General features: G+C 36.1%; 14 protein-coding genes and 1 CRISPR repeat array (1 of these 15 only partly in view). Of the genes, 13 read left to right on the forward strand and 1 reads right to left on the reverse strand.

Annotation, left to right across the window (positions count from 1 at the left end; all coding sequences use genetic code 11):
• Positions 1-185: 185 nt before the first annotated feature.
• The 3 genes from P0106_RS04195 to P0106_RS04205 all read left to right on the forward strand — a co-directional run bounded on the left by P0106_RS04195 (position 186) and on the right by P0106_RS04205 (position 4409).
• On the forward strand, positions 186-575 hold the full coding sequence (locus tag P0106_RS04195) for a cold-shock protein (RefSeq protein ID WP_004115360.1): 390 nt from the start codon (positions 186-188) through the stop codon (positions 573-575).
• 18 nt (positions 576-593) lie between these two features.
• Positions 594-1844 carry a DUF3027 domain-containing protein gene (locus P0106_RS04200; RefSeq protein WP_473730478.1) on the forward strand — a complete coding sequence of 417 codons (1251 nt, stop codon included), beginning with the start codon at positions 594-596 and terminating at the stop codon, positions 1842-1844.
• 69 nt (positions 1845-1913) lie between these two features.
• The gene (locus P0106_RS04205; protein ID WP_473730479.1) at positions 1914-4409 is read left to right on the forward strand and encodes an ATP-dependent Clp protease ATP-binding subunit; all 2496 of its coding nucleotides are present in this window, start codon (positions 1914-1916) and stop codon (positions 4407-4409) included.
• A gap of 125 nt (positions 4410-4534) precedes the next feature.
• On the opposite strand, the gene P0106_RS04210 is transcribed toward P0106_RS04205, so the two are convergent.
• Positions 4535-6715, reverse strand: coding sequence for a DNA/RNA helicase domain-containing protein (locus P0106_RS04210; protein WP_473730480.1), 2181 nt, complete (start codon positions 6713-6715; stop codon positions 4535-4537).
• A gap of 193 nt (positions 6716-6908) precedes the next feature.
• Here P0106_RS04210 and P0106_RS04215 point away from each other — a divergent pair, with 193 nt between their 5' ends.
• The 10 genes from P0106_RS04215 to cas2e all read left to right on the forward strand — a co-directional run bounded on the left by P0106_RS04215 (position 6909) and on the right by cas2e (position 19467).
• Positions 6909-7670 (forward strand): helix-turn-helix domain-containing protein, encoded by a 762-nt coding sequence (locus tag P0106_RS04215; RefSeq protein ID WP_473730481.1) that lies wholly within the window; start codon positions 6909-6911, stop codon positions 7668-7670.
• Between the two features lie 201 nt (positions 7671-7871).
• Positions 7872-8840, forward strand: coding sequence for an Abi family protein (locus tag P0106_RS04220; RefSeq protein WP_285084995.1), 969 nt, complete (start codon positions 7872-7874; stop codon positions 8838-8840).
• Between the two features lie 651 nt (positions 8841-9491).
• A complete protein-coding gene (gene cas3 / locus P0106_RS04225) occupies positions 9492-12329 on the forward strand; it encodes a CRISPR-associated helicase Cas3' (RefSeq protein WP_473730482.1) in 2838 nt (945 codons plus the stop codon).
• 4 nt (positions 12330-12333) lie between these two features.
• Complete coding sequence (casA, locus tag P0106_RS04230) at positions 12334-14004, forward strand: type I-E CRISPR-associated protein Cse1/CasA (protein WP_473730483.1); 1671 nt, start codon at positions 12334-12336, stop codon at positions 14002-14004.
• 22 nt (positions 14005-14026) lie between these two features.
• The gene (gene casB, locus P0106_RS04235; RefSeq protein WP_285084992.1) at positions 14027-14641 is read left to right on the forward strand and encodes a type I-E CRISPR-associated protein Cse2/CasB; all 615 of its coding nucleotides are present in this window, start codon (positions 14027-14029) and stop codon (positions 14639-14641) included.
• 94 nt (positions 14642-14735) lie between these two features.
• Positions 14736-15824: a type I-E CRISPR-associated protein Cas7/Cse4/CasC gene (cas7e, locus tag P0106_RS04240; protein WP_473730484.1), complete on the forward strand. Its 1089-nt coding sequence runs from the start codon at positions 14736-14738 to the stop codon at positions 15822-15824.
• A gap of 58 nt (positions 15825-15882) precedes the next feature.
• On the forward strand, positions 15883-16758 hold the full coding sequence (gene cas5e / locus P0106_RS04245; RefSeq protein ID WP_410309937.1) for a type I-E CRISPR-associated protein Cas5/CasD: 876 nt from the start codon (positions 15883-15885) through the stop codon (positions 16756-16758).
• Complete coding sequence (gene cas6e, locus P0106_RS04250; protein ID WP_020759629.1) at positions 16759-17406, forward strand: type I-E CRISPR-associated protein Cas6/Cse3/CasE; 648 nt, start codon at positions 16759-16761, stop codon at positions 17404-17406. It begins immediately after the preceding gene.
• 35 nt (positions 17407-17441) lie between these two features.
• Positions 17442-18383, forward strand: a complete 942-nt coding sequence (cas1e, locus tag P0106_RS04255) for a type I-E CRISPR-associated endonuclease Cas1e (RefSeq protein WP_020759628.1) — start codon at positions 17442-17444, stop codon at positions 18381-18383.
• Between the two features lies 1 nt (position 18384).
• Positions 18385-19467, forward strand: coding sequence for a type I-E CRISPR-associated endoribonuclease Cas2e (gene cas2e, locus P0106_RS04260; RefSeq protein WP_473730485.1), 1083 nt, complete (start codon positions 18385-18387; stop codon positions 19465-19467).
• Positions 19468-19574: 107 nt separating this feature from the next.
• A CRISPR array of direct repeats spans positions 19575-19881; the repeat unit is 29 nt; unit sequence GTATTTCCCGCATAGGCGGGGGTGATCCT; it runs 393 nt beyond the window's last position.

Consider the following 19881-nt stretch of genomic DNA (forward strand, 5'->3'; position numbering starts at 1 on the left):
TTTATTTATAATTTTGCTTGTTTTGACATGTTTTTTCGGATAATTTATTGCTTATAGTTTTTGTTTTAGATTGTTCGGGATTCATGCGCTACAATTGATAAAGCGTGAGCCGAGTGAATGTTATGTGGATTATAGTAGAATATGATGATTCGCATAGAATTTAATGAATTCGAGTGAGGTGTGTTATGCCCAACGGGCGTGTTCGTTGGTACGATTCTAAAAAAGGATATGGCTTTATATGCGATGAGGAGGGCAAAGATGTATTCTTACCATCTTCTGCGCTGCCAGAATCAGTGAAAGAGCTGCGTAAAGGTACGCGTGTTGAATTCTCTGTTGTTGAAGGTCGTAAAGGGCCACAGGCAATGGGTCTCACTGTTGTGGCTTCTGCGCCTTCGCTAGTAAAAGCCACAAGACCAAAAGCTGAAGATATGGCTGCAATAGTAGAAGACCTTATTAAGCTTTTGGATTCTGCAGGCAATGGTTTACGACGTCGTCATTATCCGTCTACTGCTGAGAGTAAGAAACTTGCGCATTTGTTGCGTGCTGTAGCAGACAATTTTGACGTGCAGGACTGATATTTAACAGGATTTTTTATGGCAGATGAAGTAATCAATCCTCAGGAGCTTGCATATAGTATTGCTGTGGAAACTTCAGAGCGTGAAAACGCTGTTGGAGATTTCGTAAGTGCTACAGATCTTGGTAGTGATGTTACCGATTTTAGATTTGTTTGCAATATGCCTGGGTATGAAGGTTGGCAGTGGTCAGTAACGCTGTACCACGATGCTGATGTTGATCGTTGGACAGTTAATGAGTCAACTCTTGCCCCAACTGAGGATTCTTTACTACCTCCACCTTGGATTCCTTGGAAAGATAGACTTAAGCCAACGGATCTTTCGGTTATGGACTCTATTGGTACAGCCGAAGAAGATGAAAGGCTTGAGTCTGGAGTTAATCCAGAAGATTTAGATTATAAAAAATCTAAAGCAAATGTTTCTGAAGATTCTGTAGAAACTGAATGCTCTGAATCGGAAAAGTCGCCAGCAACCGAACAGGATAACGAAACAGAGCAAAATAATGAATCTAAAGAAGATAATGAGTCTAAAGAATCTCAAGAAGATTTTGAAGAAGCAGTTGAGACTTTTAGATTAACTCGTAAGAGGGTTATGACTGCTGAGGCAATAGCTCAAACGGCGAAGCGATGGTATTCGGGACAACATGGTCCTAAATCGCTTTCTACTAAAATTGCGGATGGTAAAGCGTGTTCATCCTGCGGATTTATGATTCCGCTAGCTGGCAGCTTAGGAAACATGTTTGGAGTTTGCGCAAATATGTGGAGCCCAGACGATGGGAGAGTGGTGGCATTAGATCACGGGTGTGGAGAGCATTCCGAAATAGAGCCACCAGAGCCATCACAACTTTGGATTCAATCGACTCCAGCCTATGACGATTATCATATTGAGATAGCTCCTCAAGCTCCTAGAGACGAGAGAGCAGATGTAGAGCTTATCGAAGAAGCGATTGAAGATAGTAAGGAAAATCGTAAAAGACATCGCAGGTTGATAATTGAAGACGAGTCTGACGAGTTCAGTGAAAATAGCGAAAATAGCGAAAATAGCGATTCTGCAGAAATTGATTCAATTGATAGAAGTAATAATAAAGATAATAAAGCTAATGAAGATATTGAATCAGAAGATTTTGCAGATAGCACTGATAATTCTGATGATGTTGATAAGAGTGATGTTTCGGATGATGCAGATAGCGCAGATTATGCAGAATCTGGCGATGACTCGGATTCTGCAGACAATTCTGAAGATTTAAATAAGTCGTCATTAACCAATGAGTAACACTAAAAATAGTGTTAGAGTCATGGCAACTCGTTACCATAGAACGAAGGATAAGAACGGAAGGCAATTATGTTTGAACGGTTCACTGACCGCGCTCGGCGTGTGATTGTGCTAGCTCAGGAAGAAGCGCGCTCTCTTCAGCATAACTATATTGGTACCGAGCATATTCTCTTAGGTCTTATTAGAGAAGGCGAAGGAATAGCAGCAAAAGCTTTAAACGCCAAAGGCGTAGAATTAGACAATACTCGTAAACAAATAAAAGAAATGATTGGCACTGGTACTGTCTCGCCTAGTGGACACATACCTTTTACTCCGCATGCTAAACAAGTGCTTGAGCTTAGTTTGCGTGAAGCATTGCAATTGGGGCACAGCTATATTGGTACCGAGCATATTCTCTTAGGTCTTATTAGAGAAGGCGAAGGTGTTGGAACGCAGGTGCTTATTAAGATGGAGGTCGATTTAGGAGATCTTCGTAGCACTGCAATGGATTTGATTCGAGGAAATTCTGGATTACCAGAAGACGGTCAGAAGGGTGATTTGGCTAATGCTGGAGGAGTGCAGGATAAGAGGAATCAGTCTGGTTCTGCGCTGCTAGATCAGTTCGGAAGGAATCTTACTACAGAAGCTGAGCAAGGGAAGCTTGATCCTGTTATTGGTCGTTCAAAAGAGATTGAGCGCGTTATGGTTGTGCTTTCTCGCAGAACTAAGAATAATCCTGTTCTTATAGGTGAACCTGGTGTTGGTAAAACAGCTGTTGTGGAAGGTCTTGCACAGAAGATTGTTGCTGGAGATGTGCCAGAAACGTTAAAGGGCAAGCAGGTTTATTCTCTTGACTTGGGTTCGATGGTTGCTGGATCTCGTTATCGTGGCGATTTTGAAGAGCGCTTAAAGAAGGTGCTTAAAGAAATTAAGACTCGTGGAGATATAGTTCTATTTATTGATGAGATTCATACTATTGTTGGTGCTGGGTCTGCAGATGGTGCTTTGGGTGCTTCTGACATGCTTAAACCTATGCTTGCGCGTGGTGAGCTACAGACGATTGGTGCTACAACTACCGATGAGTATAGAAAGTATATTGAAAAGGATGCGGCTTTGGAACGAAGATTCCAGCCTATTCAAGTTCAAGAGCCTTCTATTGCAGAGACAATTGAGATCCTAAAAGGTTTGCGTGCACGCTACGAGAATCATCATCACGTAACTATTACGGATGCTGCTTTGCAGTCTGCAGCAGAAATGTCTGCTCGCTATATTCAAGATAGGAATTTGCCAGATAAGGCGATTGATCTTATTGATGAAGCTGGAGCTCGCCTACGTATTAAGCGATTGACAGAGCCACCAGAGCTTAAGGAACTTGATTCTAAGATTTCTAAACTTTCAGAAAAGAAAGATGAAGCTATTAAGAATCAGGACTTTGAGAAGGCTGCCGACTTGCGAGATGAGCAGGAAAAGCTTGAGGAAGAACGTAAGAATAAAGAGCAGGCTTGGCGTGAGGGCGAGTCTAATGTGAATATGGTTGTAGACGAGGATGTTATTGCATCTGTTGTTTCTAATACAACTGGTATTCCTGTTGTTAAGCTAACTCAAGCGGAATCCAAAAAGTTGCTCGGTATGGAAGCGGAGCTTCATAAGCGTATTATTGGTCAAGATGAGGCTGTTTCTGCACTTTCTCGTTCTATTCGTCGTGCGCGAGTAGGATTGAAAGATCCAAAGCGTCCTTCTGGATCGTTTATTTTCGCTGGTCCTACAGGAGTTGGTAAGACAGAGCTTGCGAAAACCTTAGCTCAATTCCTGTTCGACGATGATGATGCTTTGATTCGTGTTGATATGTCGGAGTTTGCGGAAAAGTATGCGGCTTCTCGTCTTTTCGGTGCTCCTCCAGGATATGTTGGCTACGAGGAGGGTGGCGAGCTTACAGAGAAGGTTCGTAGAAAGCCATTCTCGGTGGTGCTTTTTGACGAAATTGAAAAGGCTCATCCAGATATTTTCAACACGCTTTTGCAAGTGTTAGACGACGGTCATTTAACAGATGGCCAGGGAAGAAAAGTTGATTTTAAGAACACGATTATTATCTTGACTACAAATCTTGGTACTCGCGATATTGCTAAGTCAGCGAATACTGGTTTTAGTCTTGGCAATAATGCGGATGCATCTTACCAGAGGATGAAGGATCAGGTTAATTCGGAATTGAAGCGTCAGTTCCGTCCGGAATTCCTAAACCGTTTGGATGATACGATTGTGTTCCGTCAGCTTACTGAGCCAGAGGTTCGTCAGATTGTTGATTTGGACGTTAAGCGTTTGAATGACCGTCTGTTTGAACGTCATATGACTTTGGAGCTTACAGATGCAGCTAAGAATCTTCTTGCGCAAAAGGGCTTTGATCCTCTTCTTGGAGCAAGACCGTTGCGCAGAGTTATTCAGCGTGATATTGAGGATGCCATAAGTGAGAAGATTTTGCTTGGCGACTTAACAGATGGTGAACGCGTTGAAGTTGATGCAGAAGGCGAAGGTTTGCTGGGGGAGTTTATTTTCCGCGGCATAAAGTTTGATGTTGAGTCTTTATTTTGAGTTCTAACTAGTGAAAATATTCTAAATAACGAAAATCCCGGTGTGTAAATCTCATCGGGATTTTTGGGTTTTATAAATCACTATTGTTCCGATAAATAAAATATGTTATTCCGATACTGTATTATTCAGATAAATGGATTACGCTGAGCATCTAATAATGCTTTTTCTAATTCCGTATCTACAGCAAAAATGTAGAGTCCATTAACTCCTCGTTTTAATAACACGTTAAGCTCATTTTTAAGATTATCAATTGAATAGTCTAACGTAATTTTCTTTTTTGCTGATAAATCTTTAGTGTGCCTTTTATTAGTTGCTTTATCGTTTCTACTATTTTCTGGGCAAAAAACAACTTTACCATTACGATACTGCACTGAAGGTCCAATTATTACCCCAGCATAATTTAAATCAAATCCTTGAACTGTAAATGTAGATCCAATCTCATTTATAGTATGAGGCTGTTCTGCCCATGATTTTTTTGTTTCCTTTATTGAACGTGAATGCTTCGAGCTATCTAACGATGACAATTGATAATTCCACGGATGGCTAAAAATTTTCCCTTCTCTTTTCAAAATTTCTAACTCGGAACTACTAGCATCAGCATATTCTCCAAGTCCCATATACCATTGTCCATTACTATCACAATGTAAATCTACATTCCAAGTACCATTTACAGCAGTAGGATTATTCTTATTGTTCTTATACTCCCAATCGTATGTTGCAACAATACGTGATAATCCGTGCCCATTGTACCCAGAAGCTTTTTCTTCAGATTTAGATTTGATAGCCTTAAACAGTTTAATAGGTGAATCAAATACCTTGAAATCAAAAGGTTTATCTGCAGTATTTGAATCTGCATTTTTTATTTCAGAATTACTACATACTGGAAGAGTGCCAATACAACCATTGTATATAAAATTTTTAATCCATTCGAGAACATTTTTATTAGCTCTCATACGCATCTGATTTTCAAGAATAAAACGACGGACATTCACACTTATTGAATCATTTAAGGATAATGCTCCACAATCATTAGCACTATTGCCAAAAGACTTCTTATCCTTGCAATATGTACCCAATAATTTTTCTAAGTCTTCTGAATTCCACCGTTGGTTACTTTGTAAAATTTGATTAGGATCAAAAGCTGCAATAACGACTCGAGACCTACATAAGATATCAGACAACATATTTGAACCAGAGTAAGCCTGATTAGCTTGTGTGTTCAGCAAGTGAGCTTCATCAATAAGAGCTACATCACAGCAACGCTTTGGTCTGTCAATGATGCCACGACCTTGTTCGGTTTGCTCGCTAAAACGATTAATAAACTGAGAAGGTAGCATAACAAGTTCATCATTATTTTTTTGCAAACGTAACTTTGTTGCTATTTGATTGTATACATTCACTTGTTCTTTATGATTTACAATTATGCAAGCAGTTTTCCTATTACTAATAGTTGAAAATTGTTTATATTCATAATCAGAATCCTCTTCGTTTTCTTCTTCAACATCATCATAACTGTATTGGCGTAATTGATTTTTTATTTTGCTTAGCTTGTTACAAATTTTATAGAACAAATCACTAAGTAAAACTGTTTTTCCAGTACCAGCATCACCTTCTAACAGAATAAGCGTAGAAGAATCAGAGTCAAACTTATTTTCTGATTTTAAAGCTTCATTGACGATATCTATAACTTTTCTTTCAATAGTCTTCTGTTCAGAAGTCAATTTATGAAATGGTGACGCCTTGAATAAAGCTGAGTCGCGAATAATTCCTTCCTCTGGAAATAAATTTGGATCCATGTCATGAAGCTGAACCCATATTCCAGAAAAAATACGTTCGAACTCTTCTTCTGGATAATATTCACCCTGAGGATTTGTTCGGCGATTAGTAACCTCATTAATTGAATTAACGCTTAACAAGTACTGCATGAAGCGGTTTTCAACATCTAAAGTAAGTGATTTATTAAAATGCTCATTAGCAATAATATATTGTTTTACTTCGCCTTCAGATAGTTTTTCCCAATCATCTCTGATTTTGGTATCAGCATTCAGATGTTGTTTTGTTCTTTCCTCAATGTTATTAGTTTCACCAACATAAACCGTATATCTCTCATATTCTTTTTTATGAACAATATAAACAGTTGGAAATTTCAGCAAGTAATGCTTCAAAACTTGAATAGTTTGGTTATCAAGATCACTTCTTTTATACTTTAGATTTTCATTAATGCTATGTTCCAATTCATTATCTTTGAAAACTTTATAAGGTAAATTAACTATTATGGACTTAGGTGGAACAATAGCTTTCATCATGATTCAATGATAGCTATTTGATAAGAAATATTCTATTAATAAAAACTACTAATAGTGACAAATTTACAAATGTTTTTGAATTGAATATTTTTAACTCAATTTATAAATTTTCGATTACGAAAATTTAATCCACGTATCAAAACTGTTTCCTTAACGCAACAATTTTGATACATTTGCGTTATCTCTATTTTTTGTGAATGATACTCTTCTTACGCGTGCGGAAGCAGCAGATCGGCTATCAATTAGTACACAGAGAATTATCGCATTGCGCTCGAATCATTTACTAACAACATACACATTTGGAAGTAGGAAGATTTTAATTTCACTAGATTCTGTAAATCGTTATAAGAAACAAAACTCTAAAAGCGGTAGGGCATATGCTCCGTCATTAGCTTTTGCAGCATTGTTTATGCTTAGCGGTTGTGAAGTTTCGTGGATCAATAGGCAGCAGAAGTATCGTATAGAAGCATATTTGCGTTCGATTACTCCACAAGATCTGGTTAACCGATCTAAAAATCGTGCGAAGACGATTGAATATTGGTGCAGAAAATCGCGTCTAGCGGAACTTTCTAATCACTTGATACTTTCCGCGGCAACTGGAAATATGCACTCACAATTCCAGCTTACGCAAACTGACAAAATAGAAGGATATATAAGCAGTAATAATTTAGAAGATTTGGTAAATAAATTTCATCTTAAGAATAAAGAAGACGGCGTAGACAGTTCGATAATTAACGTTAAACTTCGCATTATTGAAGATTCTAAAGTTTTCGATTTCATTAGCCAAAATGTTTCTTCGCACATTAATGAAGACACACAAGTAACATCAGCAAAATCCTTTATGCCAATCGCAGTGTGCGCTGCAGATTTGGCTGAATCTCTTGATGTTTGTGAGCGTCAAGCAGGATTAACCAAGCTCTCAGAACTGCTTACAAAATATAATCGCGCAAGATAAAATGTTATATGACAAAAAAGTTGTGTAAGCAGCAAGAAGTATGTTAACAATTGAGAATTATATTGCCTGGTTTTAGTGTGATTTTGAGTTTTCAGAAATATATAGATAGCTTGAAGAAACGTTTTTATGCTAATATGCTTCGCTTGCGTTAAAACCAAACTATTGATGTATGATACTAATATTGCGGTAAGGAGGGGATTTATGCTAACAATTTATCAGCTGATGGAATACTTAAAGAATACGCATCACATTGATATTGATCCAAAATCACAATTGCAATCTTTGCGTAATATTGGTTATTATCATGGCTTCAAGGGTTATAGGTTTGTGCGCGAAGATGCTAATCGCATCATGTTCTCTTCTTTCGATGAAGTCGTTGCGTTAAATGATTTTGATATGAGATTAAAAACTATTTTATATCCTGCTGTTATGTTCATTGAAAATGCGTTGAAAAGCTATGCGATAGAAGCACTATTAAATGATTGTAATTCTGAGAATTTCGATGATATTTACAATAAGTCGTTAACAGCTTACAAATCGCATAAATCAGGTTCTAGCGCATATAAAAATGCTTATATTAGAAGAATGAATCTTAAGGGCAGAATAAATTCAGCACTAGTAAGAGATTACAGTAAAAGAAGCGTTGTTGCTCATTTTTTTAATAATGATAAATCTATACCGGTGTGGGCAATATTTGAAACCTTGACTTTAGGCGAATTTGGAATGTTGTATGAGTGTGCGAACATTAAGGTCAAAAAATATGTTTCAAAAATTATGAGTTTGCCGACTAATTTAGATTCAGATGGTATGATTACAAGATCTCTTATTTATGCTATTAAGGATTTGAGAAATGCTATAGCTCATAACAATGTTATTTTTGATACTCGATTTAAAACTGGAAATGTAGATAGTAGGTTATCAATACTTCTTGAAACTGAAATGAGCATTAATAATATTGATTTTAAATACATGGACGCCTATATTACTGCTATTACTTATTTTCTTAGTAAAATGGGCGCACCTGAGAAGTTGCGTAAGGATTTTGTTGAACAGTATGATAGCGAAACAGAAGGTTTGAGAAAAAAGCTACCTGTGAACATATGTAGTAAGATACTTGGAACTCAGCATAAGTCTAATATGAAATTACTTAAGGATTTTATAAAAAAGTAAAATTCGTTGCATAATTTTGCTAGTATGATAACATTGTATTTGAATTGCGGTGGACGTCTTCGGACTAAACCTGGAAGAATCTGATGCGTCGGGTTCTTCTTTTTCTTTTACTGGGTTATAGTTGCAAAACTCATAACCCAGTTCTTATATGTATATGGTTTTGTGTGGTGTGCTATTACCGCGCACTCGCATATATCAAAGCTGTTTCCTTAACGCAATAATTTTGATACATTTGCGTTATGTCTATTTTTGTGAATGATACTCTTCTTACGCGTTAAACACCTACATCTTCTTGACTTGCGTAGAAGTTATATTGCTCTAAACAATCTAGGATTTACGCTACAAACTGGCTTAACTGGATACGTACCAAATCTGGATTAAAAGAATCACAATAACAATGCTGTTGATGTATAATCGCTTTTGATAGATTTTCCCGCATACGCGGGGGTGATCCTTCTATGTTTCGTGTTCTATCGTCTTTCTCGCATTCGCGAGGCAATTATTTGAGCTTCAAATGCATGCAATACGTTTGAAGCTCAAATAATTTAGTAATAAATATGCAACACAATCTTTCTTAAAGCTCTTATTGAGAGTATATTTGCCATTATTTAATAATCATTGTGGATTAGGAAAAATTGGAAGACGGTAATCATGAGTTGTAATCACGTTGTTAATATTGAATTATGGGGTAAAAAGAGAGAAGTTAATGGAGTAATGCAATGGCTTCCTCTTGCTCAACACCTTGAAGATACTGGAAATGTTATTGGTCAATTATGGGATCATTGGCTTAGTGATGGTCAGCGAAGATTGATTGAATCTTCATTAAGTAAACATGTTGATGCAAAAAAATTATCTCAATTTTTAGGATGCATACATGATATTGGTAAAGCTACTCCCGTTTTTCAGTTTCGAAAATCGTATTCAAATTCAGAAGATTTAGATATTGCGTTAAAAAATAAGTTAGCTACTGTTGGTTTTACAAATATCGATGATTTTATTATTAAGGCAGAAGATTGGTCGAGTAGTCATCACACTATAACCGGTCAAGCTATTCTTTCTAATACTGGAGTTCCTGAAGGGATTTGTGCAATAGTTGGCGCTCATCATGGTAAACCTTTAGATAATGATTCTGTTTATAAAAGTAACGAATCTGCGTATACTGACCATTATTATCAAAGTGAAACTGAGAGTGAAAATAGTAAATTATGGCAAAAATTGCAGAATGATATTTTGGATTGGGCTTTAGAAAGAAATGATTTTTCTAATGTAGATGATCTTCCAGAAATAAGTGAACCAGCACAAGTTTTATTGTGTGGACTAGTAATTATGGCTGATTGGATTGCAAGTAATGAACACTATTTTCCGCTTATTCCAATAGAGAAAGATTTAATAGAAAATCAGGAAGAAAGATATAGAAAAGGCTGGGAAAAGTGGTTACAACATGGTTCTAAAGACGTATGGGAATCATTAAATTGTTGTAGCAATGTTTCGCAAATATACAAACATCGTTTTGGTTTCTTGCCGAATAGTATTCAGACAGCGTTGTACGATGTAATTTCTCATTGCAAAGAGCCTGGAATTTTTATTCTTGAATCTGCAATGGGTTCAGGAAAAACAGAAGCTTCTTTAATTGCTGCTGAGCAATTAGCAAATCTAACCGGAAGAAGCGGAGTATTCTTCGGTCTTCCTACTCAAGCAACTTCTAATGGAATGTTTAGGCGAGTTGAGGATTGGCTTAAAAGTGTGAATAGTGATTTTCAGGGTGAGATTGGTTTACGTTTAGTTCATGGTAAAGCTGAACTGAATGCAGATTATGCGCATTTGCCGCATGGAATGCAAAATATGAATGATGGTTGTGAAAGTACTTCTAGTAGTAATAATGTAAATAATAATGGAGTAATACTTAATGATTGGTTTACTGGACGAAAAACCGCAATGTTGGATGACTTTGTTGTTGGTACAGTAGATCAATTTTTGTTAGCTTCGTTAAAGCAAAAACATCTTATGCTTCGTCATTTGGGATTAAGTAAAAAAGTTGTAATTATTGACGAAGTGCACGCTTATGACGCTTATATGAATAAGTATCTTGAAGAATCTCTTGTTTGGATGGCAGCATATGGTGTTCCTGTTGTGTTGCTTTCTGCTACTTTACCTGCTAAGCGTAGAAAAGAACTTATAAAAGCCTATATGTGTGGGTTGTTTGGGTTTAATTGGAGAGAATGCGATAAATCTAATGTTGATTTTGAAACAAATAATTATCCTTTAATTACGTACAGTGATAAAAACTGTGTAAAACAAAAATTTATTGAAAATGATGCTAGTGATAATAAATCTGTTTCTGTAAGAAAAATAACAGACGATAGCTTACACGAATCACTTGTTAATGAGCTTAAATCCTTGCTAAATAATGGTGGTATTGCTGGGATTATAGTGAACACAGTTAAAAGAGCTCAGGAAATTTATAATGCATGCGTTGGTGAGTTTACTGACGAAGAAGTTATAGTTATTCATTCGCAATTTATTGCTACAGATAGAGTTAGAAAAGAACAACAAATTTGCAATATGATAGGCAAGAATGCTCATAGACCTGTTCGTGCAATAATTATCGGTACGCAGGTATTAGAACAGTCGCTTGATGTTGATTTTGATGTTTTGTTTACTGATCTCGCACCTATAGATTTATTACTTCAACGTGCTGGTAGATTACACAGGCATATGATAGAACGTCCAGATTCTTTTAAAGAGCCAATTTTATATGTGTTGGGAACCAGTGAGCGTTATGAATTTGAGAAAGCTTCTGAGTCTATTTACAGTAAATATTTACTTATAAGAACTCAATACTATTTGCCAGATGTTATAAATATGCCTCAAGATATTTCTCGATTAGTGCAAATAGTTTATGGAGATAATCTTTTAGAGTTACAAGAAGATTTGAAAGATGCGTATGCTGCTGCAAAAAGAGAACATGATTCAGTCAGAAATAGTAATGAAAGTGTCGCCAAAACATATAGAATTGAAAATCCAAAATCAGAAATCGGCAAAAAATCTATCGTCGGTTTATTGAAAAATTCAATTACAAATGAATCTGATGAATTTGCATGTGCTCAAGTTCGTAATAGCGGTGAATCTATAGAAGTTATTGCTGTGAAAAAAGTTGGATCTGGCTATGGAACTTTCCATGATTGTGAAGATATTTCGCAAAATATTGATAATTCAGAAGTTGCAATGAAACTTGCTCAAGAAACAATAGGATTGCCGTGGATGTTTACATTAAACAGCAATCGTGTTGATGAAACAATTAAAGAGTTAGAGAAAATACGCAAACAAAAACAGTTCCAAAACTGGGATAATCAGCCTTGGTTGCGAGGTTCTTTGGTACTTCTATTCGATAAAAATAACATTTGCGAATTTTCGAAATATAGAGTTGCTTATTCTGAAAAAAGTGGTATTGTACGTATTAAGAGTTCGGAAGAAGACAGAAAGGAATAAAAAGGTGAGCAGGTTTAATCTACTAGATGAGCCTTGGATTTCCGTCATTGTAGACGAAAAAGGCCACAATAAGCTCGTATCAATGACAGATGTGTTTAAGCATGCGTCTGAATATAAAGCTCTTGCTGGCGATATGAAAACTCAGGACTTTGCATTGCTTCGTGTTTTGCTTGCTGCGCTTCATACTGTTTTTTCTAGGTACGATATTCAGGGAAATTCTCGTGAATTTGATTCAGGTGAAGATAGTGAAGATGATTTCAATGAAGAAACAATGGATATTTGGCGCGAAGTTTGGAATTCAAAAAAGTTTCCAGATGCAGTTTTCAAATATTTAGAACAATGGCATGATCATTTCTACCTTTTTGATGACAAATATCCATTTTTCCAAGTGCTTAAACAGGATATCGATAGTAAAAAGCTTGGCGGTAAATCTCCTAGTGAGATATCAGGTAAAAATATAAATCGATTGATTTCTGAAAGTAACAATAAAATAGCTGTATTTTCTCCAAAAGATAATGTTGATAACAACAAATCGTCACTTACTGAACCACAATTAGCAAGATGGATTATTACCTTACAGTCATACGCTGGATTAGCAGATAAGACCATGTTTGGTACGGAAAAATATAAAGCTTCTAAAGGTTGGCTTTTTGATCTTGGTGGCATTTACATAGAAGGAGAAAACCTATTTGAAACTCTTATGCTCAACTGCGTACTTGTTGACGAAATGCAATCTCCTGAGAAAAAGCAAAAGCCATGTTGGGAATATTCAGGAACAGAAAATATTGAAAATTCGTTTTACGATACATTTATTGACAATATTTCTCAGCTTTACACTCGCTGGAGCAGGGCAATATATATAAATCCTGATATTAGTGTTGACAAGCCAATATCGGTTTCTATAGTGAAACTTCCTGATATTAATCATAAAAATGCTTTTATTGAACCAATGACAGTATGGCAGTATAACAAGGAAGGTGAAAACAAGGATAAATACACTCCAAGGAAGCATAGAACAGAAGAAGCTATGTGGAGATCATTTGGACTACTTACATCGCAAGAATTATACGATGGTAGTGTAAAAAATCATAAACCAGGAATTATGGAATGGCTGAACGAAATTAAACATGATATTGCTGGTTCTTCTATTTCACTGCAAGCTGTAAGTATGAAAGATGATGGTAATGCTACATCTTGGGTTCCTACAGATGAAATATGCGATACTCTGTATATTGATGAAGTCGTAGTAACTGATAATGATGACGATGGATGGGTATACAGAATTAACAATGAAGTTGAGTATACAAGATCTGCCATAGGATTTATTTACAAGCAATTTCTTCTAGACATATGTGAAATACGCAATAGAAATAAAGATGATGCAACTAAATATTCCGCTAAGCATATTAGTCAGGTTTATTTCTTAGTTGATCGACCGTTTAGAGAATGGTTAGCAAATATTAAACCAAAAGATTCAATGAATGAACGTTGTACTCAATGGAGAAATACTTTGCATAACATACTCATAAATGAGGCAAAAGGAATGTTAGAAAATGCAACATTGCGCGATTTTACAGGTAGACCATCTGATCAAAGCGAGAAAGAATCTACAAAAAATATAGTTACAGCTTACAACATTTTTACTAGTCGATTAAAAAAATTATCAGGAAAATAAAAGACATAGAAAGGAGGCTATTATGGCTGAAAATAAAAGCAAATCTGTTGAAGTATCAAGCGTTGTCAGTAAAATTATAAATCAATTCTTGAACGGCTCAGATATCGCATCGAGACGGACTATGCTTGCTCAACTACGTCACACAATCGGTAAGCCATTAAGTCAGTCAATAGAAATATGGCCATGGATATTAAACAATGTGCCAGAAAGCTTCATAGATAAATATGGCGAAGTTAGCTACCAATTGCGAGCTGTTATAAACACTTTGCAAATATACGCATTGTACGAGCAAGGTGTTGCAGAAAAATCAAGTTATAAAGATTTGAACAAATCTGAAGATTCAGAAAATGAAAAATCTTATAACAATATGGGAACAGCTTTAAGAACACTAAGAAGTGATGAAGGCGTACGTGGAGCTATGGATAGGCGCTTTAGTGTTATGATCACTGCAAACGACTACGAAAGTTTTTACTACTACCTTCGTCAACTAGTTCGACTACTAAAAAGCAGAACAAAAGAAAATCAACAATCGATTGATTATTCTAAACTAGCTCGCGATTTATATTTGCTTCAGTTTGAAGATTCAGAAAAAGTAAGACTTTCCTGGGCACAAGAATATTATCGCTTAAGCAAGTAGTAATAACTTTTTAGCAACATCACATATTTTAAAAATTACATATTTCAAAAACAACGTTATTAAACAATTAACTAAAATTTAGAAAGGCAAAACAATGAACGCTCATTTATTCTTAGATATTCAAGCAATCCAAACTGTTCCACCATGCAATATTAATCGCGATGATGCAGGCAGTCCAAAAACTGCTCAATATGGCGGTGTAACTAGAACCAGAATAAGTTCTCAATGCTGGAAGCACTCAATGCGTGAATACTTCAAAGAGCACAGCGGCGATTCTAATGTTGGAATACGAAGCAAAAATATTGTTAAATACGTTGCCGATAAAATCATTACGTTAAAACCAGAATTATCTGAACAAGAAGCATTAGATTTAGCAGATAAAACGTTAAATACTGCTGGCGTTAAAACTAAAACAGATAAGGGGGAAACAGTTCCTACAGCAAAAGCTTTATTCTTCTTAGGAGAGACTCAAGCAAATTCTCTAGCGCAAGCAGCAATAAATAATGTTACTGACAAGAAGCAGCTGCAAGAAATCCTGAAAGATAATCCACCTATTGATATTGCGTTATTCGGTCGCATGCTTGCAGACGATCCATCGCTTAATGAGGACGCTTCTTCGCAAGTTGCTCACGCAATTTCCACTCACGCTGTTCGTGCTGAATTTGATTACTATACTGCTGTTGATGATTTGTCTACTGAGGATAATGCTGGAGCTGGAATGCTTGGAACAATAGAATATAGTTCTTCAACGCTTTATCGTTATGCGAATGTTGCAATACATGAGTTTAACCATCAGTTGAGCGATAACAAAGAATCTACAATTAATGCTCTTAGACTTTTTATTGAAGCTTTCGCTAACGCAATGCCTACTGGCAAAGTAAATACTTTTGCTAATCAAACTTTGCCGCAAATGCTGGTGGTAACTTTAAGAGATGACAGGCCAGTGAACTTAGTTAGTGCATTTGAAGATCCAGTAAAATCTAAGGACGGATATGTTTCAAAATCTATAGAAAAGCTATCTCAAGAATACGAAAAAGTTCAAAAATTCGTCCATAAACCACTTGCATCATTCTATGTAACAATGGATTCTTCGAATGAGGAAATTAAATTAGGCGTGGAAGAGCAAAGTATGCAGCAATTGTTGGATGACTTTTCTTCTAAAGTCTCCGAATTCCTTCAGTAAATTCCTTAATAAATAACACTTATTAGTTGATATTTAGTGTTTAAGAGTTAGGAAGCTTATGAAAAGTTTATTACTGAAGTTTTCTGGACCGTTGCAATCATGGGGTACGGATTCGCATTTTGAGACTCGTCACACGGACTACTATCCATCTAAGAGTGCGGTAGTAGGTATGATTGCTGCAGCTTTTGGATATAGAAGAAGCGCAGATTGTGATGAAGAGATTGCAAAGCTTAATGATTTAGATTTTGCAGTACGAATAGATCAGCAAGGAAATTTGCTTAGAGATTATCATATTGCTGCAAAATATAAGCCTAACGGTGACTTTGAAAAAAATTACGTTACAAATCGTTACTATCTAGAAGATGCCATATTCCTAGTTGCAATAGGATCCGATAATGAGCAACTTATTTACAGTATTAACGATGCGTTGCGCTCGCCGTATTTTCAATCTAGTTTAGGCAGAAGATCATTGCCTCCTACTGCTGACTTTATTCTAGGAGTAGAAGATTGTGGAGTAATTCAGGCTCTATTAACGCATGAGTGGCTTGCAAACAAGTGGTCTAAAAAAAGATTTAATACTTTTAGACTATCTGATTCATCAGAGTCTTCTAATGAATCATTCAATGAAGTATTTATATCCTTATACGCTGATTCTGATTTAGTAGATAAAGCTGCAGCAGAATTAGTTAAAGACGATACTAGTACTTATAAAATTCAGGGATCAGTTCGTAGATTGCGCAAGGATTTCGTTAATTCTTTCTCTAACAAGGAAAGAAAATTCGGATTCCGTTACGAGTCAAAAATGGAAATACCTATTAAGAGAATTCTCCACAATCATTCGGATTCAGAAGGTATTTCATCAGATAGTAAGCATGTGAAATCTACTGGAGATTTTATTGCTGAGCATGATGCTTTTTCTGGATTGGAGTCTTAAATGTCTTATTTAAGCAGAGTTGAAATTGATTATAAAAAGCCCTCATCATTGAGAGATCTTAAATCTGTAGGAGCTTTCCATAATTGGGTTGAGCAAAGTTTTCCCGACGAATGGGAGATTCATGAAAGAAGCCGAAAACTATGGAGAGTTGATGTTCTGCATGGAAAGCATTACCTGCTTATAGTGAGTGATTCTGAACCAGATTTGCAACGTCTAGAGATGTATGGTGTTTCCGGAACAGCGTCAAGTAAAACTTATGATAAGTTTTTAGACTCACTGATGAATGGCATGAGAATGCAATTTCGTGTGACGCTTAACCCTGTTGTTTCTATTTCTGATACTGCTGAAACTCGCACTACTAGAGGTAGGGTAGTACCACATGTTACTTATGATCAGCAGATGAAGTTTTTGCTTAATCGCGCACAAAAATTAGGTTTTTCGTTGAACGAAAATGAATTCGCTATTGTTGAACGCGGATATATCTTATTTACAAAGTCAGAAAAACCTATTCGATTAAGTAAAGCTGTTTATCAAGGTATTTTAACAATTAACGATGCAGACACTATGCGTAAAACACTGTTAGAAGGAATTGGCAAAAAGAAAGCGTATGGCTTTGGAATGATGACAGTAATTCCTTTAGACAATTAAATAAATGACGCTATTTTATTGAAGGCTGTAACAGTATGAAAAAGAAATTCGGTGCCAAAAAAGCTGAAATACCAGAGCTTCCACGTATAAGCGACAGAGTGAGTTTTATATACGTAGAGCATGCGAAAATTAATCGTCTTGATAGTGCTGTTACAGTCTTTGATGCAAATGGAACTATAAGAGTTCCTGCTGCAATGATTGGCGTTTTACTTTTAGGCCCTGGCACTGAGATTACTCATAGAGCTATGGAATTACTTGGAGATGTTGGTGCAAGCATAGTTTGGGTTGGCGAGCATGGGGTTCGAAATTATGCTCATGGTAGAGCATTGTCAAGAAGTTCAAGATTGTTGGAAAAACAAGCAAAACTTGTTACTAATAACAGGTCTAGACTGAGTGTTGCGAGAAAAATGTATCAAATGCGTTTCCCTAACGAAAACGTATCGTCATATACTATGCAACAATTGCGAGGTCGAGAGGGCGCTCGTGTTAGACATGTATATAGGGAAATGTCTAACAAATACAATGTCCAATGGAATGGTCGCGATTATAAAATCGACGATTTTGAAAGTGGCACTGTTGTTAATCAAGCATTGTCTGTAGGTAACGTATGCTTATACGGTTTAGTGCATAGCATAATATCTGCTTTAGGTTTAGCACCTGGATTAGGTTTCGTACATACTGGACATGATCTTTCTCTCGTATACGATATTGCAGACTTATATAAAGCTGAATTAACTATTCCTGCATCTTTTGAAGTTGCTTCTCGGTGTGAATCCGAGGATGACATTGAACAGTTAATGCGTTTGAAGATGCGCGATTGCTTCGCAAATTGCAACATAATGTCTCGTATTGTTAACGACATACAAAATCTTCTTGAAATCCCAATTGACGATCAAATTACTGTTGATGTAATACATTTGTGGGACGATAAGGAACTTCTAGTAGCTTCTGGCGTAAATTACAGTGAGGTGAATTGATATGCCGTTAACTGTAATTACGATGACTAATTGTCCACTATCTTTGAGGGGCGATTTAACTAAGTGGATGCAAGAAATTGCTACAGGCGTTTACGTCGGCAATTTCAACAGTAGAGTCCGAGAAGAATTATGGAAGCGTATAGAAGACAGTGTTGGAAATGGTGCTGTAACAATGAGCTTTTCTTCCAGAAATGAAATTGGCTACGATTTTAAAACTATTCATTCGCATCGTGAGGTGGTTTATTCGGATGGATTACCTCTGGTACGTATTCCAACAACAGTTGATACACCAGAAAACGATATTAAACATGGATTTAGCGATGCAGCGCATTTTCATAACGCAAGGAAATTTTCAAATGTTAGGCGTAAAAGTATTAATACTACTTCTAATAAAATTGAAAATAATCTTACAACTGAAAGTATTAGTTATCTAAGTTATGATAATGTTTCTCAAAATGCAAAATTTACTACAAATAATGAAGAAATAACTTGTACAGATTACTGGAAAGATTTTATTGGTAAAACAAGTAAGAATTTTGTTGTAATAGATTGCGAAACTACAGGTTTAAATAGCAAAGTTGATAAAATTATCGAAATTGGAGCCGTTAAGTTCATTGATGGGAAAATTGAAGAATTCCAGAAATTAATAAATATTAATTGCGATAGCGTTAGTAATTTTAACAAAAATAATTTTATTCCTAATGAAATTATTGAGCTAACTGGTATTACATCCAACATGCTTGAATCTTATGGTGTCGGATTAGATTTAGCATTAAGAGAATTTATTGATTTTGTGGGAAAATTACCATTATTAGGATATAACGTATCGTTTGATATTGGATTTTTTAATTCGGCTTTATTCTCATTAGATGAGAAACTCAGCAGTGCTTTTTCTGTTAATAAAGTTATTGATATTTCACGTTTTGTGAAGCATGATAGGAGGTTTTTGAAAAATTATCAGTTGAAGACTGTTCTGCATGAGTATAACATTTCTGAGTCAGTTCCTCATAGAGCTCTCCTGGATGCTAGGCTAACGGCGCGTCTTGTTCTTAATTTGACAGAATTGTTAAAGTTTCTTTCATAAGGTTATAATTTTGAAGGATTGTGTGCAACAATGGGTTAATTTTGAAAAGTAAATAGTTTTTACTATTTAGTCTTGGAAAAATAGCTATTTTATTGGGATTTTTAAGTGTATTTCCCGCATAGGCGGGGGTGATCCGATGAACGTTTGCATCAGGATGGTCCTAAGCTGGTATTTCCCGCATAGGCGGGGGTGATCCCTAATAATGACTATGAGCGGTCTTCTTCCTCGTGTATTTCCCGCATAGGCGGGGGTGATCCTTGCTCTTATTGGCGTGAAGTATGCTCTCGTTTGTATTTCCCGCATAGGCGGGGGTGATCCTTTGATTTAGTTACAATTGCGGCATCTTCTCCAGTATTTCCCGCATAGGCGGGGGTGATCCTGGAAGAATATTAATACAAATGATATAAGAAAAGT

The organism is Gardnerella sp. c11Ua_71 (genome assembly GCF_055818025.1).

Coding starts and splice junctions, on each gene's coding strand:
- P0106_RS04195 (WP_004115360.1), top strand. CDS start 186: ATGCCCAACGGGCGTGTTCGTTGGTACGATTCTAAAAAAGGATATGGC.
- P0106_RS04200 (WP_473730478.1), top strand. CDS start 594: ATGGCAGATGAAGTAATCAATCCTCAGGAGCTTGCATATAGTATTGCT.
- P0106_RS04205 (WP_473730479.1), top strand. CDS start 1,914: ATGTTTGAACGGTTCACTGACCGCGCTCGGCGTGTGATTGTGCTAGCT.
- P0106_RS04210 (WP_473730480.1), bottom strand. CDS start 6,715: ATGATGAAAGCTATTGTTCCACCTAAGTCCATAATAGTTAATTTACCT.
- P0106_RS04220 (WP_285084995.1), top strand. CDS start 7,872: ATGCTAACAATTTATCAGCTGATGGAATACTTAAAGAATACGCATCAC.
- cas3 (WP_473730482.1), top strand. CDS start 9,492: ATGAGTTGTAATCACGTTGTTAATATTGAATTATGGGGTAAAAAGAGA.
- casB (WP_285084992.1), top strand. CDS start 14,027: ATGGCTGAAAATAAAAGCAAATCTGTTGAAGTATCAAGCGTTGTCAGT.
- cas7e (WP_473730484.1), top strand. CDS start 14,736: ATGAACGCTCATTTATTCTTAGATATTCAAGCAATCCAAACTGTTCCA.
- cas5e (WP_410309937.1), top strand. CDS start 15,883: ATGAAAAGTTTATTACTGAAGTTTTCTGGACCGTTGCAATCATGGGGT.
- cas6e (WP_020759629.1), top strand. CDS start 16,759: ATGTCTTATTTAAGCAGAGTTGAAATTGATTATAAAAAGCCCTCATCA.
- cas1e (WP_020759628.1), top strand. CDS start 17,442: ATGAAAAAGAAATTCGGTGCCAAAAAAGCTGAAATACCAGAGCTTCCA.
- cas2e (WP_473730485.1), top strand. CDS start 18,385: ATGCCGTTAACTGTAATTACGATGACTAATTGTCCACTATCTTTGAGG.